The sequence below is a fragment of the Halobacterium bonnevillei genome (genome assembly GCF_009831555.1).
Classification (GTDB): domain Archaea; phylum Halobacteriota; class Halobacteria; order Halobacteriales; family Halobacteriaceae; genus Halobacterium; species Halobacterium bonnevillei.
The window spans coordinates 1-26,163 of the sequence record NZ_WUUU01000025.1; the positions used below are offsets into that span (position 1 = coordinate 1).

25 protein-coding genes and 1 pseudogene are annotated in these 26,163 nt (G+C 64.5%); 15 read left to right on the top strand and 11 right to left on the bottom strand.

Annotated elements, in window-relative coordinates:
* The 8 genes from GRX66_RS05255 to GRX66_RS05290 form a co-directional block, all read left to right on the top strand.
* A partial coding sequence (locus GRX66_RS05255; protein ID WP_233745329.1) for a KaiC domain-containing protein occupies positions 1–866 on the top strand: 866 nt, incomplete at its 5' end.
* 1,706 nt (positions 867–2,572) lie between these two features.
* The gene (locus GRX66_RS05260; RefSeq protein ID WP_159525596.1) at positions 2,573–2,944 is read left to right on the top strand and encodes a VOC family protein; all 372 of its coding nucleotides are present in this window, start codon (positions 2,573–2,575) and stop codon (positions 2,942–2,944) included.
* A gap of 77 nt (positions 2,945–3,021) precedes the next feature.
* Positions 3,022–3,648, top strand: a complete 627-nt coding sequence (gene rdfA, locus GRX66_RS05265; protein WP_159525597.1) for a rod-determining factor RdfA — start codon at positions 3,022–3,024, stop codon at positions 3,646–3,648.
* A gap of 482 nt (positions 3,649–4,130) precedes the next feature.
* Positions 4,131–5,036, top strand: a complete 906-nt coding sequence (locus GRX66_RS05270; protein ID WP_159525598.1) for an ABC transporter substrate-binding protein — start codon at positions 4,131–4,133, stop codon at positions 5,034–5,036.
* 33 nt (positions 5,037–5,069) lie between these two features.
* Complete coding sequence (locus GRX66_RS05275; protein ID WP_159525599.1) at positions 5,070–5,897, top strand: ABC transporter permease; 828 nt, start codon at positions 5,070–5,072, stop codon at positions 5,895–5,897.
* Positions 5,898–5,907: 10 nt separating this feature from the next.
* Entirely contained in the window at positions 5,908–6,714 is an 807-nt protein-coding gene (locus GRX66_RS05280; RefSeq protein ID WP_159525600.1) for an ABC transporter ATP-binding protein, read from the top strand.
* Between the two features lies 1 nt (position 6,715).
* On the top strand, positions 6,716–7,558 hold the full coding sequence (locus tag GRX66_RS19845; protein WP_159525601.1) for an ABC transporter permease: 843 nt from the start codon (positions 6,716–6,718) through the stop codon (positions 7,556–7,558).
* A 25-nt stretch (positions 7,559–7,583) separates the two neighbouring features.
* A complete protein-coding gene (locus tag GRX66_RS05290; RefSeq protein WP_159525602.1) occupies positions 7,584–8,543 on the top strand; it encodes an NAD(P)-dependent oxidoreductase in 960 nt (319 codons plus the stop codon).
* Between the two features lie 110 nt (positions 8,544–8,653).
* Here GRX66_RS05290 and GRX66_RS05295 read toward each other — a convergent pair whose 3' ends face one another.
* Positions 8,654–9,340: an MBL fold metallo-hydrolase gene (locus tag GRX66_RS05295; RefSeq protein ID WP_159525603.1), complete on the bottom strand. Its 687-nt coding sequence runs from the start codon at positions 9,338–9,340 to the stop codon at positions 8,654–8,656.
* A 218-nt stretch (positions 9,341–9,558) separates the two neighbouring features.
* On the opposite strand from GRX66_RS05295, the gene GRX66_RS05300 reads away from it, so the two are divergent.
* The 4 genes from GRX66_RS05300 to GRX66_RS05315 all read left to right on the top strand — a co-directional run bounded on the left by GRX66_RS05300 (position 9,559) and on the right by GRX66_RS05315 (position 13,244).
* Positions 9,559–9,927, top strand: a complete 369-nt coding sequence (locus GRX66_RS05300; protein WP_325063970.1) for a VOC family protein — start codon at positions 9,559–9,561, stop codon at positions 9,925–9,927.
* Between the two features lie 114 nt (positions 9,928–10,041).
* Entirely contained in the window at positions 10,042–10,812 is a 771-nt protein-coding gene (locus GRX66_RS05305; protein ID WP_159525604.1) for an HpcH/HpaI aldolase family protein, read from the top strand.
* Between the two features lie 821 nt (positions 10,813–11,633).
* On the top strand, positions 11,634–12,680 hold the full coding sequence (locus GRX66_RS05310) for a PAS domain-containing sensor histidine kinase (protein WP_159525605.1): 1,047 nt from the start codon (positions 11,634–11,636) through the stop codon (positions 12,678–12,680).
* 168 nt (positions 12,681–12,848) lie between these two features.
* Positions 12,849–13,244, top strand: coding sequence for a VOC family protein (locus tag GRX66_RS05315; RefSeq protein WP_159525606.1), 396 nt, complete (start codon positions 12,849–12,851; stop codon positions 13,242–13,244).
* A 117-nt stretch (positions 13,245–13,361) separates the two neighbouring features.
* On the opposite strand, the gene GRX66_RS05320 is transcribed toward GRX66_RS05315, so the two are convergent.
* Both GRX66_RS05320 and GRX66_RS05325 read right to left on the bottom strand, forming a co-directional pair.
* Entirely contained in the window at positions 13,362–14,237 is an 876-nt protein-coding gene (locus GRX66_RS05320; RefSeq protein WP_159525607.1) for a hypothetical protein, read from the bottom strand.
* 211 nt (positions 14,238–14,448) lie between these two features.
* The gene (locus GRX66_RS05325; protein ID WP_233745330.1) at positions 14,449–15,312 is read right to left on the bottom strand and encodes a hypothetical protein; all 864 of its coding nucleotides are present in this window, start codon (positions 15,310–15,312) and stop codon (positions 14,449–14,451) included.
* Between the two features lie 139 nt (positions 15,313–15,451).
* On the opposite strand from GRX66_RS05325, the gene GRX66_RS05330 reads away from it, so the two are divergent.
* Positions 15,452–16,216 carry a pirin family protein gene (locus GRX66_RS05330; RefSeq protein WP_159525608.1) on the top strand — a complete coding sequence of 255 codons (765 nt, stop codon included), beginning with the start codon at positions 15,452–15,454 and terminating at the stop codon, positions 16,214–16,216.
* Between the two features lie 55 nt (positions 16,217–16,271).
* On the opposite strand, the gene GRX66_RS05335 is transcribed toward GRX66_RS05330, so the two are convergent.
* The 6 genes from GRX66_RS05335 to GRX66_RS05360 form a co-directional block, all read right to left on the bottom strand.
* Positions 16,272–17,045, bottom strand: coding sequence for an SDR family NAD(P)-dependent oxidoreductase (locus GRX66_RS05335; protein ID WP_159525609.1), 774 nt, complete (start codon positions 17,043–17,045; stop codon positions 16,272–16,274).
* A gap of 227 nt (positions 17,046–17,272) precedes the next feature.
* A complete protein-coding gene (locus GRX66_RS05340; protein WP_159525610.1) occupies positions 17,273–17,893 on the bottom strand; it encodes a TetR/AcrR family transcriptional regulator in 621 nt (206 codons plus the stop codon).
* A 294-nt stretch (positions 17,894–18,187) separates the two neighbouring features.
* Positions 18,188–19,891: an FAD-binding protein gene (locus tag GRX66_RS05345; RefSeq protein WP_159525611.1), complete on the bottom strand. Its 1,704-nt coding sequence runs from the start codon at positions 19,889–19,891 to the stop codon at positions 18,188–18,190.
* A 150-nt stretch (positions 19,892–20,041) separates the two neighbouring features.
* Positions 20,042–20,674, bottom strand: a complete 633-nt coding sequence (locus GRX66_RS05350; RefSeq protein WP_201292929.1) for a TetR/AcrR family transcriptional regulator — start codon at positions 20,672–20,674, stop codon at positions 20,042–20,044.
* A gap of 274 nt (positions 20,675–20,948) precedes the next feature.
* The gene (locus GRX66_RS05355) at positions 20,949–21,374 is read right to left on the bottom strand and encodes a universal stress protein (RefSeq protein WP_159525612.1); all 426 of its coding nucleotides are present in this window, start codon (positions 21,372–21,374) and stop codon (positions 20,949–20,951) included.
* Positions 21,375–21,441: 67 nt separating this feature from the next.
* Complete coding sequence (locus tag GRX66_RS05360; RefSeq protein ID WP_159525613.1) at positions 21,442–23,241, bottom strand: ATP-binding protein; 1,800 nt, start codon at positions 23,239–23,241, stop codon at positions 21,442–21,444.
* 82 nt (positions 23,242–23,323) lie between these two features.
* Here GRX66_RS05360 and GRX66_RS05365 point away from each other — a divergent pair, with 82 nt between their 5' ends.
* Both GRX66_RS05365 and GRX66_RS05370 read left to right on the top strand, forming a co-directional pair.
* Positions 23,324–24,079, top strand: a complete 756-nt coding sequence (locus GRX66_RS05365) for an inositol monophosphatase family protein (protein WP_159525614.1) — start codon at positions 23,324–23,326, stop codon at positions 24,077–24,079.
* A 46-nt stretch (positions 24,080–24,125) separates the two neighbouring features.
* Positions 24,126–24,467: a DUF7113 family protein gene (locus GRX66_RS05370; RefSeq protein WP_159525615.1), complete on the top strand. Its 342-nt coding sequence runs from the start codon at positions 24,126–24,128 to the stop codon at positions 24,465–24,467.
* 14 nt (positions 24,468–24,481) lie between these two features.
* Here the strand turns inward: GRX66_RS05370 and GRX66_RS05375 are convergent, their stop codons facing one another.
* Together GRX66_RS05375 and GRX66_RS05380 are read right to left on the bottom strand one after the other, a co-directional pair.
* Positions 24,482–25,528, bottom strand: a complete 1,047-nt coding sequence (locus GRX66_RS05375; RefSeq protein ID WP_159525620.1) for a complex I subunit 1/NuoH family protein — start codon at positions 25,526–25,528, stop codon at positions 24,482–24,484.
* 239 nt (positions 25,529–25,767) lie between these two features.
* A pseudogene (locus GRX66_RS05380) lies at positions 25,768–26,163 on the bottom strand (hypothetical protein); the annotation flags it as partial.

Consider the following 26,163-nt stretch of genomic DNA (forward strand, 5'->3'; position numbering starts at 1 on the left):
TTCGAGACGACTTCGCGGACGCGTTCGGCGGCGGTGGCCAGGGCGGCATGCCGGGTGGTGGCCCCGGTGGCGGGCCGGGCGGCGAAGACGACTTCGGCTTCGACCTGGACGCCGACGTCGGCGCCGGTGGCCCCGGCGGCTTCGAGGAAGACGAGGAGTACGAGAGTGACATCCCGCGCATCGACTTCGGCATCGAAGGCCTCGACGAGATGATCCAGGACGGCGTCCCCGAGCGCTCACTCATTGTCACCATCGGCGAAGCCGGCACCGGGAAGACCACGTTCGGCCTCCAGTTCCTCCACGAGGCCATCGAGAACGGCGAACGCGCCGTCTTCATCACGCTCGAGGAATCCCGCGAACGCGTCGTACAGAGTGCCACCGAGAAGGGCTGGGAATTCGACCGCCACACCGAGGAGGGCAACCTCGCCGTCATCGACATCGACCCGATCGAGATGGCGAACTCGCTCACCAGCATCCGCAACGAACTTCCGCGCCTCGTCGAGGAGTTCGGCGCCAGCCGGCTCGTCCTGGACTCGGTGTCGCTGCTCGAGATGATGTACGACGACCAGTCCACGCGCCGCACCGAAATCTACGACTTCACCAAATCCCTCAAACAGGCCGGCGTCACCACTATGGTCACCAGCGAAGCCAGCGAGGACAACTCCTTCGCGTCCCGCTACGGCATCATCGAATACCTCACGGACGCCGTCGTCGTCCTCCGGTACATCCGCCCAGAGGACTTCCGGGAAACCCGCCTCGCCGTCGAAATCCAGAAGATCCGGGACGCCAACCACTCCCGGGAAACCAAACCCTACGAAATCACCCACCAGGGCATCTCCGTCTACCGGCAGGCGAATATCTTCTGAGACGCAGCCGTTCCTGTCGGAGGCGGCCACTGCCGGCTGTCTGCCAAACCCGCGGGAGCGCACTCGTGGTCCGTACTGCCTCACCGCTCTACGCGGGAGTTGAGTCCGCGTGTCTGTGAACGTCTGGACCCCGGTTTTGCCGGACGCCGAATTGGCGTGCTCGTGATAGTCAGAAATCTGGTTGGTTCTTCTAACTAACTTTTTGGTGATATATTCGGCGAGCCCCGATTTCCGTGGGATTCGACCTGGGGGCGACGGGTGCGCTCGTGCAATGGGTCGTGCGATCGCGGTGCGCTATCGACGAGAAACGGATTGTCTTCGACGTCGTGACCCTCGGTTTGCGCCGCCAGAATCGATTTTGTTCGCACGGATTCTGTATTGAAATTAGCAGTAAGTGGGGGTACAGGGTTTCGACAGGGCTGAACGCAGCGTACAGCCAGTACTGCTGGCTGTCGAGACAGACGATCGGTTCGTCAACTGCAACGTGGTCCGGCTCACGTCCCGAAGTCGTCTCTTGATCGGCTTTCCGGATCCAGTTGTGTCCGGTGGAACGCACGAGCGACTCGGGACCAGTCCGATAGCCAATACAGTATCTAAAAGTGATAAGAGTTGCACGTGCAGCGGGACACTGGCCTTCACAAGCGGTTCCGGTGTCGCTTCTCGTTCCACTCGGTCAAAGGGTTACCACCGATGCGGCGCCCGACCTCCGACACTGTTCACATAGGAATCCAGTCACTGCTCCGGTGGCCAGTATCCGAACCCCGTCGCCGGAGACGGAACCAAAAGGCTCAGGGGGCGCTCCAGCCCGATACTCGACAGCCGCAACTCCGGCCTCGTGGATCGTGATGGTGTTCACCTGATCCGCAGACGAATAGTCGATTCGACCTTCGATCCCCCTGGAATTGGTGTTCCATCCGTGCTCCTGCACTGCTTCCGAGCGGCCTATCTCGGTTACCGTTGAGGTGATGCACCCACGAATGCACGGCACTCGGGCGGGGCCTGACGCCCAGTATATAAATAATACATACAGTATATGAAAGTGGTATGATATCGATTATAGCCAGATTCCCCCCTCCGACGCTGGACTCGAAGTCTGCACGTCTCTCGCGGAGATCTGCCTCGTCACGGACGCGTAGGCGCTCTTGCGGTCGAGGCCGGGGATGGTTCACTCGATTCCACGACTGGCCCGGTCCATATCACGACGCTCCCGGCAGAACGTGGGCGTACTCCGATAACTGTTCGACGAGTGCCGATACGCGGCCTCTGCTCCGGTATCTCTTCGACTGCTCGTTCCAGGTCCGATTTTGCTTCCCGAATTCGTACGCGGGTTCGCTTCCGCTCGACGTCGCCCCGGAAATCGCCGAAAATCGCCCGCTTCTCGACGATTTCGGGGAGATAGTCTTCGAGCTATGGTCGCTCTGGGGTTGATGTCTGGCCTCTCGTGCGGCGACGACGAACGACGCTCGTTCGTCAGGGTCCACTAATTCACCGTCTCCGGGGCGTTTCCTCCCAGTTCGACGATTCCAACTTATCGGTGCCAGTCCAGCGTACCTATTATCTGGATACTAGTATGTTGGTTTTATTATCCGGTAACTGTCTATTCTCGGGTGCAGTCCCGGACTTCGGTCGTCAGTGGGACTGTCTGTTCGAGGTTTGTCGAGCGGTCTGGCGAAAAGGTTTTGCGTCGAGTACCCACATCTCAATGCATGATTGAAGACATCAATCACATCGAGATCGAGGCCAGTGACGCCGAGGAGATGGTGGCGTTCTTCGAGAAACTTGGGTTCGAGGAACACCGGGAGACAGAGCACCACGGCGCGTCGTACGAGATGAAGCCGGCGGGTGCGGAGAAGCCAGTTTTCGAAATCCACACGGTGAAAGGCGAGGAGACCCCTGGCATCAACCACCTCGCGTTCCAGGTGGATGACATCCAGGGGGCGACGAAGACGCTGGAGGAGGAGGACGTCTCGCAGGTGTCGAACCCGTACTACGTGGAGCCGACTGACCGAACGATCGTGAACTTCCGGGACCCGGACGGACGTCGCTTCCAGTTCGTCTCGGAGGGCGACAAGGAGTAGTCGTGACGGATGGACGCTAATCACCGGAAGGCGGTCGTCGCTGCAACGGCCGGAGTACACTGGGGTGTGATGGAACGATGACCGACGGTTCCGAATCGGGGACGTCGGCTGGACGCCGGAGCAAGGTGGCGCGACTCCTCGACGAGTACGAATTCGAGGGGCTTGGTGCGGAGCTAGAGCACCGGTGGACGACGGACGGTCGCGACGGGATGAGTCTGCGGGAGCTCGAGACGTACTTCAACGAGCGGTTGCTGGAGCACCGGATGCGGAGCGTCGGCATCCAGAGCCTCGAGGGGGAGGTGCCGAACATCTACCGACTGTTGACGGGCGAGGACGTGAGTTCGGGGGGACGCACGCGCGTGAAGCGTCGGCTGGAGCGGGCTGGCGTGGACGTGGAGGCGCTCCAGGAGGACTTCGTGTCCTACCAGGCAATCCGGACGTACCTGAAGGAGTATCGCGGGACGGTGTACGAGAGCGAGGAGGGTGACCCTCGCGAGTCGGCGAAACGGCTGATTGCGCAGATGCGGAACCGCACGAGTGCGATTGCGGAGAACAAGCTGGACCAGCTCGCCGAACTGGAGGACTTCCACCTCGAGGACCCGCAGGTGTTCGTGGACGTGCAGGTCATCTGCGGGCGCTGTTCGACCCAGCAGCCGATCCAGGACGCCCTCGAGGACGGCGGCTGCGACTGTGGCGTCGAGTAGCTCGTGCAGGGCGTTTTCTCCTTGGTCCGGGGCTGTCAGCTCGGGACCGCAACTCGGTGGGTCGTTGCCGTCGCGCACGAGCGTGCGCTGCTCCTGGATTCCCGACGGCCCGACAAAGGATAACAGCATTAATGCTGTTATTCTTTGCCGGGTTGTCTCCCTGTGTGGGCGGGTTCCTGTTTAGCGTCCCTCCAACAGATGCTATTTTTTCCTCGGTCAGTGTCGGAACGATGTTCTCGCTGGCCGGAATTCCTGCCCATTTTTCATTTACCACCATATTTATCAGGGGGGAGACGAATTGGTGACTCAGGGTTTCCATGAGAGACTTTAGCAACCGGAAGTCCAGTGGCAACGGCATGAGTCGGCGCAAGGTCCTCGCAGGCGGGGCAGCTGCCGGCGTAACTAGTCTTGCAGGCTGCGCGATACTCGGTGGGGGTGATTCCGACGATTCCGGCGACAGTGAGAATGTGGAGATCCACACGATGAACCTCGAAGGTTCGATGTTCGTTCCCGTCTTCTTCTACGGACGCGAACAGGACATCTGGGCCGACCGGGGCATCGACCTCTCGATGGAGGTCACAGGATTCGGGAAGTTCACGCGGACGTTCTCCCAGGAACTCGCCACCGGTGCCTCACCGCTCTCCTCGCTCCCGTTGGCCGCGAACCTCGCGGGTGACACGCCCGTGAAGTGCTTCGGGCAGACGCTGAACTTCATCAACCAGTGCTTCGTGCCGGAGGGCTCGGACATCGAAGAACCCGCAGACCTCGAAGGCGCGACGCTCGGTGTCCCCGGTCGCGGTTCGTCGACGACCAGGTACTACATCGCGATGTGGGCGGACCTCTACGGGTTCGACCTCCTCAACGACCCCGCAGAGATCGTGGACGCGTCCACGTCGACGCTGTACAACTTCCTCGACCAGAACGAGGAAGTCGACGCCGCACTCCTGTTCACGTCGTCTACCATCAAGGCGCTCGCCAACGACGGCCTCCGGTCCATCTTCAACCCGGTTCCGAACTGGGAGGAAGAGTACGGGCACCCGCCGTCGGTCACGCTGTTCGGTGTGTACGACGACTTCCTCGAGAACAACCCCGAAGCAGTCCAGAACTTCTGGGAGGGCTGGGTCGAGGCCGTCGAACTCTTCCGCGACGAGTTCGACCAGGCGATCAACCAGTACGGTGCGGTCGGCGGCATCGACCTCTCCTCGGATGGCGAAATCGAGGTCGTGCGCGAGATGGTGAACAACGAGACTCTGCTCCCGACCGAATGGGACGACGGCTGGATCGACATGAACGTCCAGACGTTCGACCTGGTCGAAGAACAGGGCGGCCTCGAGAACGCGCCGGCCGCCGAGCAGTTCATCACGATGGACGATGTCGGGAGCAACTAACCCGAACGCGAGCGACGTGACCGATACACAGCAATGTCGCAACAATCCTTGACGAAACAATGGCTTGCCCGCCGCCGAAGGGGCCGGCTCGTCCCGCCGAGCCTGGTAGCGATTGCGCTGTTTCTCGCGTTCTGGCAGGTCGTTTCGCTGCAGTTCGAAGCGACGACGTTCCCGGGCCTCGGGCAGCTCGCGGACAACATCGTACTCGTCGTCACGAGCGAGGACCAGTTCGCGTTCCTCGACAACGTCCTGCCGACGCTCGTCCGCATCGCGATGGGCTTTCTCATCTCGATGGTCATCGGGACAGTTCTCGGCATCTCCATGGGGTTGTACACGGCAGTCGAGGACTACGCGACCGCGCCGGTGATGGCCATCATGACGTTCCCCGCCGTCGTCTGGGCGTTCATGGGCATCCTCTGGTTCGGCATCACGCAGTACGTCGTGCACGTCCTCGTCATCACGCTCGTCGTCGCACCGTACGTGACAGTGAACATCTGGAAGGGTGCCGAGTCCGTCGACCAGGAACTCGTGGAGATGGCGGCGTCGTTCGACGCGGGTCGCCTCGAGCAGTGGCGGCACATCCACGTTCCGCACCTCCAGCCGTTCCTGTTCTCCTCGGCTCGCCTCGCGTTCGCACTGTCCTGGAAGATCGCGCTCGTCGCCGAAGTGTTCGGCGCGACCGAAGGCGTCGGGTACGTCATCAGCTACTACTTCCAGACGCTGCGTTCCGACATGATCATCGCGTGGGCAGTCCCGGTCATGCTCCTGATGTTCGGCGTGGAACGGTTGTTCAAGCGCCTCGAGGACCGGTCGTTCGCGTGGCGCCCGGAACTCGAAGACACCGTCGACCGGAGGGCCTAATCGATCGCAGATGGAACTCAAGATTCACAACCTCACGAAGACCTTCGAAGAAGAGAACGGGGACGAGTTCGTCGTACTCGACGACGTCAGCGCAACGGTTCGAGAGGGCTCGTTCACGAGTATCATGGGGCCGTCGGGCTGCGGGAAGTCGACGCTGTTGAACATCCTCGCGGGCTTGCACTCGTTCCAAACCGGCAGCATCGAGTGGCGCGACGCGGACGTCGACCCGCAGAACCTCCCCATCGCGTACGTCTTCCAGGAGCCGCGCCTCTTGAACTGGCGGAGCGTCGAAGACAACCTCAAGTTCGCACTCCGCGCCCAGGAGATTCCCGAGGCCGAGCACGACGAGATCATCGACGACGTCCTGACGACGGTCGGTCTCGCAGACGAGAAGCAGACGTTCCCGCTCCGGCTCTCGGGCGGGATGCGCCAGCGCGTCGGCATCGCACGCGCGCTCGCCGTCGACCCCGAGATTCTCCTGATGGACGAGCCGTTCAGCGACCTGGACGAGCTCACCGCCCGCAACCTCCGACAGGACCTCATCGACCTCTGGCAGGAGACGGGGAAGACGATCGTGTTCGTCACTCACGACATCAGCGAGGCGGTCTACCTGTCCGACGAGATCATCTTCCTTGACACGGACGGGAAGATATTCAACGAGACCACGATCGACCTGCAGCGGCCGCGCAACCCCGACGACGCCGAACTGCTCCAGATCGAGTCCGACCTCATGGACGAGTTCTTCAATCACATGGAGTCGTTGCAGGAGGAGTCCGCCGACTCGCCGGCGAGCACCGTGAACGAGGGTGACGCCTAGCGTGACATCCGAGATGGACGGCAGTGTCGTCGACAGGTTCGGCGAGCGGATGCCGGTCAGTCTCGGCGACGTGTCGAGTCGCGTCATGCAGCGCGCCCGTCAGATCGGAGTGCCGCTCGTCGTCATCGGGATCGCGTGGTACGTCGCGGCGGTGCTCGTGAACGACCCGAGCCAGTTGCCGAACCCGGCGGCGACGTTCGAGCAGACGTACGAGGTACTCACGACGGAGGACTTCCGCGGGTACACCGCGTTCTACCACCTCCAGTTGACGCTCGAGCGAGCGTTCATCTCGAGTAGCATCGGCCTCGTCGTCGCCATCACTGGCGGCATCCTGATGTCGACGAACGACCTCGTCGAGGACTCGGTGAGCAGTTGGCTGCCGTTCTGGATGACGACGCCGACGGTCGTCATCATCCTCCTGTCGATGGTGTGGTTCAACTTCAGCGAGGTGGCAGTCATCTTCGCCGTCGTCGTCGCGTCCACGCCGTTCGGGATGGTGAACATGTACGAGGGCGCGAAGGACGTCGACGTGAACCTGCTGACGATGGCGGACGCGTTCGACGCGAGCGCGGCGATGGTCTGGCGTCACATCTACGTCCCGCACCTGCTGCCGTACCTGTTCGGGAGCTACCGGTACATCCTCGGGATGGTCTGGAAGATGGTCGTCCTCGCGGAGGTGTTCGGACTCTCCGCCGGTATCGGGGCGATGTTCCGGTACTACTTCGAACAGGGCCGGCTCGTGATGGTGTTCGCGTACCTCATCCCGTTCATCGTCGTCGTCCTCATCATCGAGTTCGGGATTCTGAAGCCACTCGAGACGTACTTCTTCCGCTGGCGCGACTAGCAACACCCCATTTTCGATTCACCACATGACTCACATCGCAATCGACCAGGACATCACGCCGACCGAACGGGTACTCGATTCGCTCCCGGACGCGTGGGAGGCGTCGGTCGGCATCGGTAGTACAGAGGAGACAGCAATCAGCGACCTCGCCGGCGTGGACGTGGCGCTGGTCACGTCTCGCGTGCCACTGAGCGAGCGCGTCATCGACGCGTCCGACCTCGGTCTCGTCGGGAAGCTCGGGACGGGTCTGGACAGCGTCGACGTCGCGGCGGCGCGGGCGCGCGACATCGAGGTGACCTACACGCCAGGGATGAACGCGCTGTCTGTCGCGGAGCACACGCTGACGCTGCTGCTCGCGACGGCGCGGCGGCTGACCGAGGCGCGCGGTCTTATCGAAACCGACCGCTGGCGGGACGAGATGACGCTCGGCACTCGCGTGTCGGGGTCGACCGTCGGCATCGTCGGGTTCGGGAACGTCGGGAAGCGCGTCGGCTCGCTGCTGGGCGGGTTCGACGTTGACGTCCTCGTCAACGACCCGTACACGGCAGAGATAGACGCGGAGCTCGTCGGCGGCCGGAACGTCCCGCTGGGGGAACTCCTCGCAGACAGCGACTTCGTGTGCGTGACCGCGGAGCTGACGCCGGAAACCCGCGGACTCATCGGCGACCCGGAATTCGAGCGGATGGACCAGTCCACGATACTCGTCAACACCGCACGCGGCCCCGTCGTCGACGAGACCGCGCTCCGGAGCGCGCTCGAGCACGATGACATCGCCGGCGCCGGCCTGGACGTCCACCACTCGGAGCCGCTCGGGAGCGACTCCGCGTTCCTCGACATGGATAGCGTCGTCCTGACGCCGCACATCGCGTCGATGACGCTCCAGAGCAGGCGGGAACTCATCGACCGACTCGTCGAGAACGTCACCACGCTGTGGCGAGGCGACCCGCTCCCTGATCGCTACCTCGCACCGGTGGCGACCGAATAATCAGCCGCCCTCGACACCAGTCTCCGGTCCGACGCCGTCGGGTTCGAGAAGAATCCTCGGTCGCAGCAGTGTGCCCGCCGCCCGGGCCGCGCTCGGCGCCCGACGCGCGTTCAGTTGACGGTCTCTTCGAGGAGGCCGTCGTAGACGCGCTGGATGTCGTCGCCCGTCGCTTCGATGGGGCCGCCGTGAAAGCACACGATCTGCTCGACGTCGAGGTCGACGAGCGAGCCGATGGCGTCCCGCGAGGTCGCGAGGTCCGGCGTCACGGAGCGCTTCGGGCCGCCGAGGAACTCGCCGTCCGCCCGCAGGAGGTCACCTGCGACCAGCACGTTCGCGTCCTCGAAGTGGTACACGAGGTGGCCGGGGGCGTGTCCGGGCGTGAAGATTGCGCGAACCGGGCCGGCGTGCGTGTGGAATCGCTCGCCGCCGGTCAATTCGATGTCCACTGGGACGCCGCCGTAGGGCTCCTCGGGGCGTTTCAGCATCCGGACGTCGGCGGTCACGTACGGGGCCGCACGCTCGTGTGCGACGACCTCGGCGTCCGCCCGGTCGTGGACCGCTTCGAGGCAGCCCAGGTGGTCGTAGTCGTGGTGCGTGAGGATGATCTTGTCCACGTCGTCGTAGGCGAACCCGTCCGCTTCGAGCGCGGCTTCGAGTGCGTCGGCGTCACCTGGACCGCCGACGTCGAACAGGAGGAGGCCGCGGTCGGTTTCGACCCCCGTGGGGTGCCATGTGCGGTCGTTCCCGAAGTACTCCGTGTCGAACTGGAAGACGTAGACTCCGTTGGTGACTTCCATGGTTCAGAACCCACCGGAATTTCCATAAATGTTCTCATCGCCCCCACTGGGCTCGGTCTCGAGGACACCGGAGTGGGGGAGGCCGCAGCCGTATTGACTCGCTGCGGTTTCGGTTCGATCGCGGGCACGCGGTCACAGCGGTCCGCTCCAGGACAGACTCCCGGGACACGGATTGTAACGAGCAAAAGCATTTTACGCTGGAGAGTCGATGTACGGCCGTGCTTAGCGAAATCGATCACATAGAGATTGAGGCGAGCGACGCCGACGAGATGGCCGACTTCCTCAAGAAGCTCGGCTACGAGGAACTCCGCACGACCGAACACCACGGGACGTCCTACGAACTCGAACCCGGCGACGGCGACGGCCCCATCTTCGAAATCCACCGCGTCGAGGGCGAGGAGGTCCCCGGCATCAACCACATCGCCTTCGCGGTCTCCGACATCGAAGGCGCGACTGAAGAACTCAAAGAACAGGACGTCGACCAGGTGAGCGACCCGTACCACGTCGAGAAGACGGGCCGCACGATCACGAACTTCCGCGACCCCGACGGCCGCCGGTTCCAGATGGTCGAAGACGACGAAGACTGACGATTCCACGCTGTCACCCGGAGGTTGACCCACCGGGAGTGACAACTACAAACCGCCCGACTGCGTCGGGCCCCACAGATATATTATTCTGCAAGCCGCGTCCGTAGATGATAGATGGACCAGCACAACGCGTTCCGCGAGACCATCGAGAGCGACGGCGTCGTTCTCGGTGCACGGTCGGCGACGTTCTCCCCAACGGTCGTCGAACTCTACGGCGAACTCGGCATCGACTTCGTGTGGCTCGACTTCGAACACACCGGCCCGAGCCCGTACGACAGCACCGTCTTCGAGGAACTCACGCGCGCCGCGGAAGTCGGCGGCACCGAGCTACTCGTCCGGCTCCCTTCGGGTGACCCCGCGCTCATCAGGAAAGTCCTGGACGCTGGCGTCCGGAACCTCCTGATTCCGCGCGTCGACGACGCGGCGGAGGTCCGTAGGGCGGTGGAAGCGACGCGCTTCGTCTACGATGGTGACCCCGGCGAACGGGGGAAGGCGAGCGGTCGCTCGGCGACCTGGGGGCACGCGACCGACTACGTGAACACCGAGGACGAACAGGTCTGTATCGGCGTCATGATCGAGAAGGCGACTGCCGTCGACGGCCTCGACGACATCCTCGCAGTTCCCGACCTCGGGTTCGCGTTCATCGGCCCGTCCGACCTCAGCGTCCAGATGGGGTATCCGAACGACCGCTCCAACCAGGCCGTCCTCGACCGGATCGACGACATCCGCCGGACCTGTCTCGACGCCGACGTCCCGGTCGGTCGCATCAAGCACGACCCTGAGGAGGCCCAGGAGGCGATCGACGACGGCTACCAGATCCTTCGCATCGGCGGGGAACTCGAAGCGGTGCAGGAAACGCTCACGGCGCGCCTCCGACAGCTGTAGCAGTCGCCACGGCGAGTGAGTCCGGCTCCGGTGAACTGGAGCGCAAGCGCAGGCATCCCTGAGTCGAGAGGGCTGTGTATCCGGGACGGTCCTCCCGAACCATACTTTTTATATACAACCAACGAAACTGAGAGCTCTGGCATAATCGCTCGCGGATCTCACTTTACCTGGGTACCAGGGTCCGCGTTCCCGATCACCGGAATCACGAACCCGGCAGTTCACAGTTGAGGAATCCACGCTCCGTCTCGTCGAGCAAAATACGCTGTAGGAGGTCTGTAACTCCGTTCTAACCCGACTTCTCGCACCGGCGCCTCCCGCCGATACGACTGGTGGGGCTGGCTGGATCGATCCTGTCGGAACTACGCGAGAGACCTGGCACCTCGAACGACGTGTATTCCGCCGACCCCGTACACCGTCTGTAACCCGCACTACTGGCAGGTGATCCGATTCGGAATCGCTCGCAACGCGGACGCGGGTGAGAAATGGAGTGGGAGTGGAACTTGGGGCCGGCGTCAAAACAGCCAATTAATTTATGTGATTGGGGATTTGGCACTATCCAGTAACGTCAATCCGTGGGCTGAGCAGGTCACCGAGTTCCGTCCATTGCGGTAGTTGCGAATCTGAAACGAACGCGGGGGACCTCACATTCCAGCTGACTGCGAACGGGACGCTCGAGTTGGTCGTCAGTTGGGCGGCGTTGAGCGATCGCTACCAGACCACGACTGGACGTATTGGCGTATTGCTGTCCGCTCGGGGCCCGGATGCTTCGACAGTCGGTGTTGCAGTCGAGATTTATACCATCCGGGACTGTAGCAGGCGACATGAGTAATTCGTTGCTTAGTCAACAGCGGGATTTCCGGTCGCTGTTCGACCAACTGGACGGAGTCGCGCTCTGGACAGCAACGGAGCCCGGCACGTTCGACTACATCAGCGACGGCTTCGAGGGAATCTGGGGCATTCCGCCCGAGGAAGTCAAAGACGACGTCAGTCGGCTGCTCGACACGATCCACCCCGACGACCGCGACCGAGTACGGGCCAATATCGAGGGCTCGGACCAGGGGGTCCGCGACCGCTCGTACGAGGGGCGCGTCGTGCAACCCGATGGAACGATCCGATGGGTACTGACTCGACAGGTGCTCATCAGGGATAGCGAGGGGGAGGTGTCCGAGGTCGTCGGCATCACCACGGACATCACGGAGCAAAAGCGCCGGGAGGAGGAACTCGAGATGCTGAACCGGATTGTCCGCCACGACATTCGAAACGACCTGGCTATCATCCTCGGCTGGGCGGAGGTCCTCGAGGACCACGTCGACGACGACGGCCGAGAGTACTTCGACAAAATCACCACCAGCGGCGAGCACGTCGTCGAGTTGACGGAAATCGCTCGCGACTACGCTGAGACGGTCGTCGCCAACGAACAGCACGCCATCGAGCCAACGCCGATCTGTGCTGTCCTCGAAACTGAACTCTCGCTCCGCGAGGAGGCCTTCCCGGACGCGGAGTTCGTGGTCAGTGAGTCGCTCCCCGACGTCGAGGTTGCCGCCAACAGCATGCTCAGTTCGGTCTTCCGGAATCTGCTGAACAACGCCGTCCAGCACAACGACGAGGACACTCCGGTTGTCGAGGTTTCCTGCGAGTTACGCGACGAGGACGTAGTGGTCCGGATTGCCGACAACGGCCCCGGGATTCCCGACGGGCAAAAGGAGGAAGTTTTCGGAAAGGGAGAGAAGCGTCTGGACAGTCCCGGAACCGGGATCGGCCTCTATCTCGTTCACACGCTGGTCAATCAGTACGGGGGCGACGTGTGGATCGAGGACAACGACCCGACGGGCACCGTCTTCGTCGTCGAACTCCCACGAGCTACGTGAGCAGGGCGCGCTCTGGTCGTCCCTGGCACCGCCACCACCGATCGTTGCCCTCCAATCTACCGTCGAAGCCAGCGTATCGCGTTCCGGCTGCAGATACGGCGGTCTCCCCGCGAGCTACATTCACTCGCTGGCGACTCTTTACGTTGCTCGGGGTCCCTCTCTCGAAGCATGGACGGATCATCGATTACACACGTCCGGCTCCTCGTCGAAGCGTACGCGGCTTGTTTCCGGTTTTACCGTGACTGCCTCGGGTTCGAGCCGACGTTCGGGGACGCCGACAGTGGGTATGCGGACTTCGACACTGGCGACGTGACGCTCGCCCTGTTTGCGAGCGAGGAGATGGACGCTGCACTGGACGAGACGCCGCCGTCCGGTGTCGGTCGGGACCGCGTCTGTGTCGTTCTCCGGGTGGCGGACGTCGACGAAACGGCGGCGGAGTTACGACGGAACGACGTCGAACTCGTCGCGGTACCGACGGACCACCCGGAGTGGGGAATCCGGACCGTTCACGTCCGCGACCCAGACGGAACGCTCATTGAATGTAACGAACCACTCGAAGCGTAACCACGAACCGAAGACGCAATCGGGACACTCGCTGGTCGCGGTGCGCGGACGAGTCACACGGAATCGTTCCCGGCGCGATTTGACGACTCCTCGTGGCTGCGCGTCCGAACCCCGGACTCACGCGTACACGAGGCCGACCCACACGAAGAACAGCCCGAGTCCACCAAACACCACCAGTACGTAGCGCGCCATTCCAGGGTCCAGGTCGGCGAACAGCCAGAGCCAGCCGGCGAACGTCACGAACCCGAGACCGAGTCCCACTGCGACGACTTTGGGCCCGTTTCGTGACGGATCCGAGTCCGATGGCGTCTCCGCAGCAACGGCGCGGGCGGTGTCAAACGCGCTCGCCGCCTCCGGAGTCAACACGACCCACGACGGCGTCGTAATCGTCTTCTCCCCGGAGTCGTACGAGAGCCAGCACACGACGACGTCACCCAACCGATACCGGCGTATCCGTTTTACCGCCGAAAGCGGAATCGTCGTGCTCCGGTATTCAAACGACGGTTCGGCGGTGTCGATCCGCCCCCAGGTCACGAATCCGGACACGACCACCAGTTCCACGAACGAGACGGCGACGTAGCCGCCCAGCAGTCTGGGTTCGACGAACAGGAGCGCGGGAATACCGACTGCGTGTACGCCGATGGACGCAATTACTCCCCGCCACGAGAACGCTTCGGCGTAGCGCTCGGCGAGCGGTTCCTCCGGATCCGAGGCCACGTCGAGGACGAACTGAGAGAGCGGCGAGAACGACCCGGACCGAACTGCAGGCCACAGATACAGGAGCGAAAACGGCCCACCGACGAGGAACAACAACGTCACGAGCGCGAACACGCCGTACGAACCGGCGACCGCAGCGCTCGCTGCGACGAAGGCCAGGAGACCGACCACCAGCAGGATTCCACCGCCGAGCAGCCCGAGCCACGCATACATGACCGTCCGGATGCTGACGGAATTCGCAGCGTCGAGCCGCCATTCGACCGGCTGTTCTGTCATCGGGACCAACCAGTCCAGATTCGTACGCGACTCCGATATACTTTGACACCGCGCGCATCGCTCAGCGGGTCACGAATGGTCCTGACGCGTCTTCGTGGACGAACCAGGAGCGTGAATCGGCGCCGACTCGCCGACGCCCGTCACTCCGCTGTCCCTCGAAGCTGGAGACTGACGTGCAGACGCACCAGGCGGCTCGGTGAGACGGTCACCGCTAGACGCGTTCCCGTTCGGCGGGAACGGTCTCGTTCAGCGCAGACCGCACGGCGTCGACGTCCGCGATGTCGGCGCGGTCGCATCGGTGTGCCGGACGCCACCACGCCGCTGGCCGGAGCACGAGCGCCTCGTCGGTCAGTTCGTAGCTCGTGTACGCAGCCCACGGGCGGAACTGGCGCTGCAGTGGGTGTTCGACGACCAGCCCGGCGTCCGTCACGCGAAACGTCCTCGAGTTCCCGACGGTCGCGAGGACGACACCGACGAACAGCAGATAATACAGCCGCCACCCCCACTCGAAGTCGGCCACGAGCGCGGCGAGGAGTCCAATGATGCTGGCGGCGAACGACGCGACGGCGACGCCGCCAGCGACCACCCGCCACCGTCGTGGCCACCGTGCCTCCCATTCAGCGAGTTCCACAGCGTCTTCGAGCGCAGCGCTCGCGTGTCGCGTTCGACTCATCGCCACCAGTGCGATGCCGAGCAACGTCCCGCCCGCGGTCCCGAGTACTGCGAGCGGAGCGGCGATGTCGGGCGGTTCGACACCGAGAGCAGCCGCACCGAATGCGCCGCCGAGCCAACTGAACGGGAGTACGACGAGCACCCAGACGGCGTCGCGGCGGCCGAGGCTGACCGCCAGCCCGGGTGTCCGTGATACGGCCCAGCCAGCGGCGGCGGTAACACCCGTCACTGCGACGAGCAAGCCGACGTAGAGAACGGCGGCGTCAGCGACGACCCGCGACAGAGCGAGGACTACCGCGGGCGCAACGAGGGCTGCCACGTAGAGCCCAGCGACGAACGCGTACTCACTGTCCGGTCGTTCGGCGTTCGACCGTCTCACTGCAGTTTGTGTCGACGCCGCCATGGGCAGCCATTCCACGCCGGGCACCAAAAGACTACACCCACCAGTTCCCGACATTCGCTCCAGTCATCCGCCGCCAACGGACGAATTCGGACACCGGCGCACAGAACCCATATAGCGCCCGAGGGACTACGAGCAGCTAATGGACGACTCCGGTTCGGCACAGACAGGGTCGGGAATCTACACCGCGCCACGGACGGACGTCTCGCAGAACCAGGGCACGTTCAGAATCCACTTCAATTTCCCCGGCCGCGCCGTCCCAGGCCACGACGACCACGGGTACGGCCCGCTCGCGACCGTCGTGGAGTCGTTCATGGACCCGGGGACGCTCATCCGGATGCACCAGCACCGCAACGAGGAGATCGTCTCGTGGGTGCCCGACGGCGTGATGCGCCACGACGACCGCCAGGGCAACGAACTGGTCACCGACTCGGAGCACCTGCTGGTGATGAACGCGGGGAGCGGCTTCTGGCACGCCGAGGAGACGCTCGCAGACGACCCGCCGCTGCGGATGCTCCAGATCTTCGTCCGCCCGCACAGCCTGGACCTCGAGCCGGGCATCCAGCACGAGCCGATTCCAGACCAGGTCCGTAACGAGTGGCGGCACCTGCTCGGTCCCGACGGGTGCGACGCTCCGCTGTCAGTCCGGAACGACGTTCACGTCTCCGACTGCAGGCTCGACGCCGGCGCAGCGACCACGCTCCCGTCTCGGCCAGGCTGGGACACCTACTGCTACGTCTTCGAGGGCGCGGTCGACGTCGGCGAGACGGCCGTCGGATACACCGAGAGCGCACTCGTGACCGACGACGGCGACGTGCCCGTCACTGCGACCGAGGACTCGACCGTCGTCGCGTTCGTCATCGACCCCGACGCCCCGGTCACCCGTGAGGGCACGATCGGCCGCTGAGAGAGCGACGCGTCGGTTCTCCGCTGTTCATCGGACGCCGTCGTCCGGAACGCAGTCAGTCTGCTGCCTGTCCGCCGTCGACCGGGACTGTGTGTCCGGTGATGTACGAGGCGTCGGACGAACAGAGGAACGCCACGACGCCAGCCATCTCCTCGGGTTCGGCGACCCGGTCCATCGGGACGTCCCGCATCGCGGACGTGTCGAACGGCAGTGACCGCGGGTCCGCGCTGCCGCCCGCAGTGTTCTCCTGGATGTTCGTCTTCGTCGGCCCGGGGGCGATCGCGTTGACGCGGACGCCTCGCGTGGCGTACTCGAGGGCGACAGATTTGGTGAGGCCGACGACGCCGTGTTTGCTGGCGGAGTAACTGGAGAGTCCGCCCATTCCGGCGAGCGCGGACTCCGAGGCCGTGTTCACGATGACGCCGCTGCCTTGTTCGTCCATGACGGGGAGTTCGGCTTTCATGCACGCCCAGACGCCCTTCAGATTGACGTCGATGAGCTGGTCCCACTGCGCTTCGTCGATGTCTGTCACGTCCGCGAACCCGGTCAGGATGCCGGCGTTGTTGTGCGCGAAGTCGAGTCCGCCGTAGACGTCGACCGCGACGTCGACCATCCGCTCGACGGATTCGGTGTCGGAGACGTCGACTTCGACGAACGTTGCGTCGCCCCCGGCGTCCTCGATCAGGTCGACGGTCTCCTGTCCGGTTTCCTCGACGACGTCAGCGACGACGACGTTCGCTCCCTCCTCGGCGAAGCGCAGGGCGGACGCACGTCCGATGCCCGACCCTGCTCCGGTGACGACCGCGGTCTTACCGTTTAGTCCGTTCATACGTATCCGGGTATTAATTGATCGTTCAATTAACATAGTTCTTTGCCACGCCCGTCGGGCAATCCACCAGCGGAGACGTTCGGCTGCTGTCGCCCGATTTCCGGAGTCGGAGCGCCGCGTGCTCCGCAGCCACGACCACGAGTGCAGCGCACCGACTCGACGGGTCCGACTACGCGACCCCTACGCACCCGGCACTGGATGCTTCCAGTTCGACCACAACCGTAGCCTCACGCAGTCGCTGAGAGGTCCTCGATGACCTCGTCGACGAGTTCCTGCGTCCGCTCGACGCTGTCCTCGCGGTTCGTCGTCGCCCGAGTGTGCAGTCCCTGCTTGACGAGAAACAGAAGGTGGTCCGCGGTCAGTTCGGCGTCCACCGTGCGGAACTGACCAGACCCGATGCCGGACTGAACGATTCCCGCGATCGTCGCCTGCAAGCGGGCGTCCACCTCGGTCGTCTTCCGGCGGAAGTCACCATCCCACGTCGCGTGCGCCCACAGCTCCACGAACATCCGCGCGTTCGCAGTCTCGATGTCGTGGGGGAGCGCAGCCGTCATCTCCTCGACGGAACTCGGGTCGGGGTGGAGTATCTGGCTGACGAACTGGCGGAGCTCCGCCTCCGCGTCCGGAGCCGTTCGTTCGGCCTGCCAGTCCACGAACTGTTCGACGAACTCCTCGAGCATCGAGAGCAGGAGGTCGTCCTTGCTGTCGAAGTAGTGGTAGATGAGCGACGGGTTCTGTTCGAGCTCGTCGCCGATGTCCTTGATCGAGAGGTCCGCGTACCCGTGTTCGACGAGCGCGCGGAACGCGGCTTCCCTGATCCGCTGTTCGGTGTCTGGCGAACGACTCATAGTTAGTCCGTCGTCGTGGTGTAGGTTCAACCACGGTTTCAAGATTCCTCATCGCGGTCCGGTAGGACGCAAGTAGACCCGGCCCGCCCGCGTTGACCGGCGTTACTTCGACCGACTCTCCGCGTCGGCAGACCGGCCGAAACAGTGTCCTCGGCCGAATCGCCGGTCAAGCCCGCGGATTCGTCGTCCCGGCTGACTGCGAGTTCGCCCGGGGCAACCGACGTCCCGTGTTCGGGGGCTTCCGTCATCCGACGATTGACGCCCTCCCGGAGCGTCACCGTGACGGATCCGACGTCACGCGACCTGGCGGTCGGAGCGCTCGGACGGTTCGCTCGCGGTCTCGAGGATGTCTTTCACCGCGATGTATCCGAAGGTGGTCGTGGGTCCGAGCGTCGAGCCCGGTCCCGGGTACGTGTGTCCCATGACAGAGGCCGAGTTGTTGCCGGTGGCGTACAGCCCCTCGATCCAGGAGCCGTCCTCCCGGAGGACGCGGGAGCGCTCGTCGGTGACGAGGCCGCCTTTCGTGCCGAGGTCGCCCGGCCAGAACTCGACAGCGAAGAACGGCGCCTCCTCGATGGTGCCGAGACAGGGATTCGGTTCGTGGCTCGGGTCCCCGTAGTAGCGGTCGTACGCGCTGTCCCCCCGGTGATACTCGGGGTCTTCGCCCCGCCTCGCGTACTCGTTGAACTGCTCGACGGTGTCGACGAGGCGCTCGGCTGGCACGCCGATCTTGGTGGCGAGCTCCGAGAGCGTGCTCGCCTTCGTAACGTACCCCGATTCGACGTACTCCGAGGGGAACGACTGCCGGGGCATCAGTGTCTCGAAGACGTACTTGTTGCGGAACCGCTGGTCCATGACGAAGTGCGCCGGAATGTGGGGGTTGTCTTCGGTGTGGTGCTCGTACATCGCGTGCCCGACGTCGACGTACGAGGCGGCTTCGTTCGTGAAGCGGTCACCCTGTCCGTTGACCATGATCGCGCCCGGTTCGTTCCGTTCGGCGACGTGGAACATCGGTTCCCCGCCGGGTGGCAGACTCACCGGTCCCCACCACGCGTCGTCCATCAGGTCCACGGCAGCGTCCAACTCCTCCATCCCTGCGACAATCGTGTCGCCCGTGTTGCCCTCGTTTGCGACCGTCCAGTCCGTCGTAATCGGACTTTCCTGGTACTCCTCCCGCAGTTCTTCGTTGTGTGCGAACCCGCCTGCGGCCAGGATTACGCCGTGCTTGGCTCGGATGTTGACGCGGCCGTCGCGGTCGGTGTCGGCGACGACGCCGACGACCCGGCCGTCCTCGACGACGAAGCTCTCGAACGGCGAATTCAGCCACAGCGGGACGCCCCTGTCCTGCAGCGACCACCGTAGTCGGCCGATGAGTGCCCCGCCCATCGTGAGCGAGTCCGCGCCACGGACGAGGTTCAAGACGCTCCGCAGGCCGACCGTCATCGCCGTGATTTTCCCTCGGAGGGTCGTCATGACGAGCCCGATGTCGCGGAACTCCCCCGACGTGAACGAGAGCGGACCGGGCACCCCCTGCTCGGGCTCGTTGATGCCGTGTCGGGCGTCCCCGAGGTTGCGGCCGTCCATTGGTTCCGCTTCGAGCCCTCGCCCCTGGGCCATGCCACCCGGGCGCTCGGGGTAGTAGTCCGAGTAGCCGTCCATCCGAGCGAACTCGACGCGGGTGTTGTCCTCCACCCACTTCGCCATCTCCCGAGCGCGCTCGATGTACGCGTCCTGCTTCTCCTGTGGGGTTCTATCACCCACCGTATTCTGTAGGTAGACCCGCGCTTTCTCGACGCTATCGGGGACCCCCTGGGCTTTCATGTGGTGGTTCACCGGAATCCAGAGGCCACCGCCCGACAGTGCGGAGGACCCGCCGTACGTGTCGGTTTTCTCCAGAATAATCGAGTCCAGTCCGTTGTCGTCGGCGTACAGTGCACTGACCATCCCGCCCGCCCCCGAACCGACTACCGTGACATCTGTTGTGTACTCCCAATCCATGTGTCCCCTTACCGAACGGTCGGTAAAATCAGTACCTATTACTTCCAACCCTTCCAGGGGCACAATAATCGGCCACTCCCGTTTACCCGGGAATAACACTCCAGTTGGTAGACCGACGACCCTCGAACGACGCTAGGTCCGGGTGGCCTGTCAGTCGTGTTGCCGCAATTCGGAGTCGATGTACGACGACAGTGAGACGCGAACAGCGGCCGGTGCGGCGGGACGATCAGTCGTAACACGGTCTATCCTCGCTCCGTTGGCAGTCGCGACGATGTGTTCAGCGACGCGCGGCGCCTCGACGTCCCGGAACGCTCCCGTTTCGACGCCACGCTCGATGATGTCTCGAACGATTCCGACTAGCAGATCGTTGATTTCGGTAAACCGCTCACGGAACTCCTCGCTGCGCCGCGTCTGTGAGCGCAGTTCGAGGAGGACGACCTGCCCGTGGAACGTCTCGTCGTCGAGCTCGAGGGGGATCAGGCTCTCGACGAGGTTACTGAGGGCGGTCTCTGGGCTCTCGCTGATCTCCTCTGCGATGTCGTTTTTGAACCAGTCGACGACGAAGTCCAGAAACGAGACCAGCAGTTCTTCTTTCGAGTCGTAGTGATAGTACACTGACGCCTTCGTCTTTCCGAGTTCGTCCGCTATCTTCGAGATCGAGAGGTTCGAATACCCGTGTTCTACCATGACGCGGTAGGTCGCCCGAACGATCTCTCGTTCACCGTCACTCCACTTCTGTTCGATCGAATCCGTGTTCAGTATGTGAGACGCGTGGTCGTTCATGGCTGGTCCCGTGAGCGGTCGTTCAGCTCTCTTATAAACCGAACGTTCGGTAGGATAAAGGAGTTGTGCTAGAGTGCCCGTGGCAACATCCCGTGGGTACGTCCCCTCCGTCCGAGTTGTAGTCTCGCTGCGGTAGTGGTACCTCGTAGGCGGCCGCGAAGGTTCAAGTGGGAAACCGGGACCAACCCGTCGCGTGACGTGAGAACAGGACAGGCCCGGTCGAAGCGGTAGCGCGGCGAACCGGCCTGTCTCCCGCGGCCGCCGCCTGCAAGCCCTACCGGACGATGGTCACCGGGACCGGCGAGCGCCGCACGACGCTCTCGGCGACGCTCCCGAGGAGAATGCGCGTCACGCCGGACCGACCGTGGCTCCCCATCACGATGTGGTCCATGTCGTTCTCCACCGCGTAGTCGACGATAGTCCTGCTCGGGCGCCCGACCTCGGTTACGGTGTCCAGTTCGTGGTCGTACTCGTCGGCCGTCTCCTGTGCCGTCGCGAACAGTTGCTCCGCGGACTCCTTGGCCTGCTCGAACCACTCCTCGGAGTACCCCGGTACCGTCGCCTGCGACGTGTATCCGGCCTCGATCGGGTCGATGACGTTGATCGCGGTGATGTCGGCGTCCTTGAAGTGCTCGAGCGCGTACTCGAGTGCGTCCTTCGATTGCTCTGACCCGTCGATCGGGAGGAGAATACTAGTCATGGAATCGAGTGTACCTTCACCACCGCAGCTAAAAATACTGGGGGGGCGATTCCCGACTGTTGACATCTCACTCCCGGCCGTGTCGGGTCACGCACGTCGGCAGCCCCTGGATTTCCACGGGCTCGGAGTTGTCCGGCGAATAGACGACCATCTGCCCCTTCTCCATGTAGGGAACTTTCGACTGTAGCGACGACGGAATGTTCACGGCGTTGATGGCGTCCTCGTCGCCGAGGTTCAACACCACCGTCGTGTTGATCTGCTTGAACACGGGGTCGGCGACGTCCTGGGGGTCCTGCGTGATGAGGAACAACCCCAGGCGCTCCTTCCGGCCCTGCTTGGCGGCTTCCGTGAACTTCCCGACGACCTTCGTCGCCTGTACGCTGTCGGCGTCCGCGAGGAAGTTGTGGGCCTCGTCCATCCCGACGACCAGCGGCGTCTCCTTGATGACGTCGTAGCGCGGGTCGTTGGAGAGCTTCTGGTCGACCAGCAGGCTGGAGACGGCGAGCACCACCGTCTCGGCGGCCCGCGAGTTGCTGATGTGGTAGGTCGGGACGACCGACAGCTGGCCCGGCCGCACGAACTGACGGTCCGCCACGAGGTCGGTGATGGAGCGGGCGTCCTGGTCGAACAGGCCAGAGGGCATGTTGTGGACGCGCCGCAGCACCGCCTCGTAGGTGGCTTCGTGGACGCGCCCGTTCTCGTCCAGTTCCTCTTTGAGCGCCGGGTCGTCGAGGAAGCCGCAGAACTCCTCGTACGTGCCGCCGTTCCCGTACTGCGCGAAGAACCGGTCCAGCAGGAGCGTGAGCGCGCCGTACTGGTTGTCGTTGAGGCCGCTGGACGCGACCAGCCACGGGTTCGACCGGACCATCGAGAACGGCACCGTGAACTCGACGCGTTCGGCGCTGTGGTGGTCGGCGGCGTACGACGCCGACCCGACCTTTGGGACGAACGCGACGGTGTCGTCGTGGCCGCCGTGCGCCAGCCCCTGGGTCTCCCACTGGCGCTCGTCGCTGGCGTCTGCGTCCGGGTTGTCGTCGTGCATCTGGGCGTACTCGTCCTGCGGGTCGAACTGGACGACGGCCATTCGGCGCTCGGCGCCACCGGCGTCGACGGGGTAGCGCCGGTCCTCGTGGAGGTACTGCCGGAGCACGTTCTTCGCGGAGTGCGTCTTCCCGGAGCCGGTGCCGCCGGCGACGAGCGTGTGCCGGAACACCAGCGGGTCGCCGGTCTCGTAGTCGTCTTTCACGCGGTAGTCGATGGTCGGGGGCTCGGCGGCGGTCCGAACCTTCTCGCCGCCGACCGAGAGGTGGCCGAGGAACACGCCGTCCTCCGGAATTTTCAGCCCGGTCTTGATCTCGGTGGCGTCGTCGGCCTGGCGAACCACCGTCTCCGGCTTCGGGACGCGGTCCGGCATCCGGCGCTTGAGTTCGCCGCCATCATTGTAGAGGACAGCGACGGGGTCCAGTTCCGCGAGGAACTTGTAGTCCTGTTCGTCGACGTCGTCGCTGCGCATCGCCCGGCGCGCGTGAATCTCCGTCGCGTCGTCGCTCTGGAACGCCTGGACGTACTCGAGGCCGGTGATCTTGCAGAACAGCGTCTCGCCGCCGGGATACGGAGCGACGAGGTACGTGCCGAGGCGGACGGCCGACCGGTTGGCTGCGGTGACGTACGCTTTCAGGGCGGTCTCCTGGCCGTCCTCGTGGATGCGGAGGCCTTCGGAGACGGCGAGCGCGCCGATGCCGTCGTCGCTGCCGGTGTCGTCGAGGTCGGGGCGGTCGAAGCCGTCGTCGGTGTCGGGACTGCTGGATTCGCCCGCGTCCGCGTCGTCGTCGCGGTCGTGGTCCGCGAAGTCCCCGAGGTCGCTCATGCTCGTCCGGTGGCGTGCCGTCCACTAACCGCTTTCCCTCGAACCGCAACGCCTTAGACGCTTCTCGGTCGCACTCCGACAGATGCTCTCCACAGTCGAGAACACGGCGGTTCGGGCGTGTCTGACGGGCGGCCGCCACCTCCGCGAGCGCTTCGGCGACGAGGTGGACGCGGACTTCTCCCCGCACGACGTGAAGGCCGCCGCCGACCGTGCGAGCGAGGACCGGATGCTGGACGTGATTCTGGGCAGCCACCCCGACCACGCGGTGTACGCCGAGGAGTCCGGCGACGTCGCCGCCGAGGGCGAGTATCGATGGATCGTCGACCCGCTGGACGGCACGAACAACTTCGTGTCGGGACTGCCGTCGTTCGCGACGGCGGCGGCCGTACTCGACGACGACGGCCCGGTCGTCGGGTGTGTGTACGTGCCAGTGAGCGACGACCTCTACGTGGCGCGGCGGGGTGAGGGCGTGCGGTACGACGGCGAGACGGTGTCCGCCGACGCCGACGTCACAACCGAGACGGCGACGGTCGCGTTCGTCATCGGACACGACGTGAAACTCGACGGGCGGCTCGACGTCGCCGCCGAGATGCAGGCGGCGCTCGGGGACGTGACGAAGCGCGTCGTCGAGTCGTGGTCGCCGTGCGTGCACTGGGGCGCGCTCGCCCGCGGTCGTCTGGACGGCATGGTGTGTTTCTATCCGGACGACGAGGAGCAGCACGTCGGCGAACTGCTGGCGTCCGAGGCGGGTGCCTCCGTCGCCCGGCCGACCGAGGGGCTCTACGTCGCGGCGACGACCGACGCGGTGTGCGCGGATCTGGTGGACGCAGTCCGGTAGCGTTCGGGTCCGCGGGCTTATAGTCACCCCGTGCGTAGACGCGTGCATGTTGTTGGTGCGCGGCTCGGCGGGGGGGACGACTTTGACGGGGACGCTGTACGAGCGCGGCGAGGAGTCGCCGTCGTTCAAGGGGGCGCCCGACGAGGCCGCGCCGTACGTCTGGGTCTGCGACGAGTTCTACGCCGTCGAGAGCGGCGGGAGCACCCAGACGGTCGGGGACCGGGACGTGAACGTGGCGTTCGAGACGCCGATGCCGCGCGGGTTCGACACCCGCGAGCAGGCCCTTGAGGCGGCCCGCGAGCACGTTCGCACGCAGTTCGCGCGCATCGGCGTCGACCGCCGGGACGTCGACATCGAGGTCGTTCCGGAGCACGAAGCCGAAGCGTAGCTGTCGATTCTCCCTCATGCGGCGATCAGGCCGACGAGGACGGCAGTCACGACCAAATTCACGAACGAGAGCACGAGCAGTCCCTTCCAGCCGATGCCGAGTAGCTGGTCGACTCGCACGCGGGGGATGGTGGCGCGCATCCACTGCGTGAACAGGAACACCGCCCAGATCTTCACGACGAACCAGACGAACCCGGGCAGGATTGGGCCCGCCGGCCCGCCGAGGAACAGCGTGGTGATGACGGCGCCGCCGAGGAAGATGTGGACGAACTCGCTGAGGTAGATGAGCGTGAAGTACACCGAGGAGTACTCGGTCATGATGCCGGCGACGATCTCCTGGGGCGCTTCCGCGAGGTCGAAGGGGTTGCGGCCGACTTCCGCGAGGTTCGCGACGAGCATGATGGCGAACGCGAAGGGGTTGACGAACGCGTACCACGCGGGGATTGTGACGCCAGCGACCGACAGCAGCGGCTGGGTCTGGGCGTCGACGATGCCGCCGAGTTGCAGGGTGCCGGCGAACAGGACGACGCTGGCGGCGGTGACGACCAGCGGGATCTCGTACGCGATTGTGAGGGCGACGGCGCGCAGGCCGCCGAGGAGACTGTACTTGTTGTTCGAGGCGTAGCCGGCCATGAGGATGCCGACGCTGGCGATGGACGCGACCGCGAACACGAACACGAGCCCGGCTTCAGGGTCGGCGAGCTGGATGCGGACGCCGAACAGCGTCCCCATCGGGATGACGGCGAAGCCGAGCAGCGCCGTCGACGCCATGACGAGTGGCGCGAGGTCGAACGCCGGGCGATCGACGCCTTCGGGGATGATGTTCTCCTTGGAAAGCAGGCGGACGGCGTCCGCGACGACGATGAGGATGCCGTACGGGCCGATTCGGTTCGGACCGATCTTCCCCCAGAAGTCCGCTGCGATCTTGCGTTTCGCCCACGGGCCGGCGACGGCGGTGGTCGCGAGGACGAAGTTCGCGACGAGGAACGCGGCGACGAACGCGCCGAGCGGTTCGGCGAGCGGCCCGGCTGGGAGCACGCGAGCGACGGCTTCGGGGAGCATCGGCGCCGTCACTGGTCCCACCTCGGTGGTCGGCGTGTCTGCCGGTGAGCCAGGGGGGTCTGGGCGGCGGTCATACGTCGGCGTTTGGACTGCGGTGAGTTTGTCGTTCTGCCGGCCTGCCTAGGATCTTTAAGTAGTACGGGGCGAACGTCGGTCGCAGACGGAGGCGTGGGTTCCGACGGTCGACCTCTGCCGTGGCGGGGGTGACTGCGCGGGCCCTGGACGCCAGTGACGGGCCGCTATAGGCCGCCGTCAGTGGTGTAGCTGTCGAACTCGCGGACTGCGACACGGACCGCGAGCACGGCGGCCGCACCAGTGAGGAGCAGGCCGACGACCAGCGACCCAACGTGGACGACAACGGTGGCGGCACCGAGAGCGTCCGCGACGAACTCGGCGATGCCGGGCGTCTGGAAGCCGGTGGCGATGCCCCCAGTGAGCATGAACGCGAGGGTGTAGATGGCGAACGCCCACATGGAGGGGACGACGACTTCGCGGTTCCGGCTGACGCTGGTGGCGTCGTACTTCGGGAACTGGGTGCCGACGCCGACGGCGACGCCGGCCGCGAGAATCGGGAGGAGTGCGGCCGCGGCGACGACGCTGGCGACGGCGACCGCGGCATCGGACTGAGGACGGCC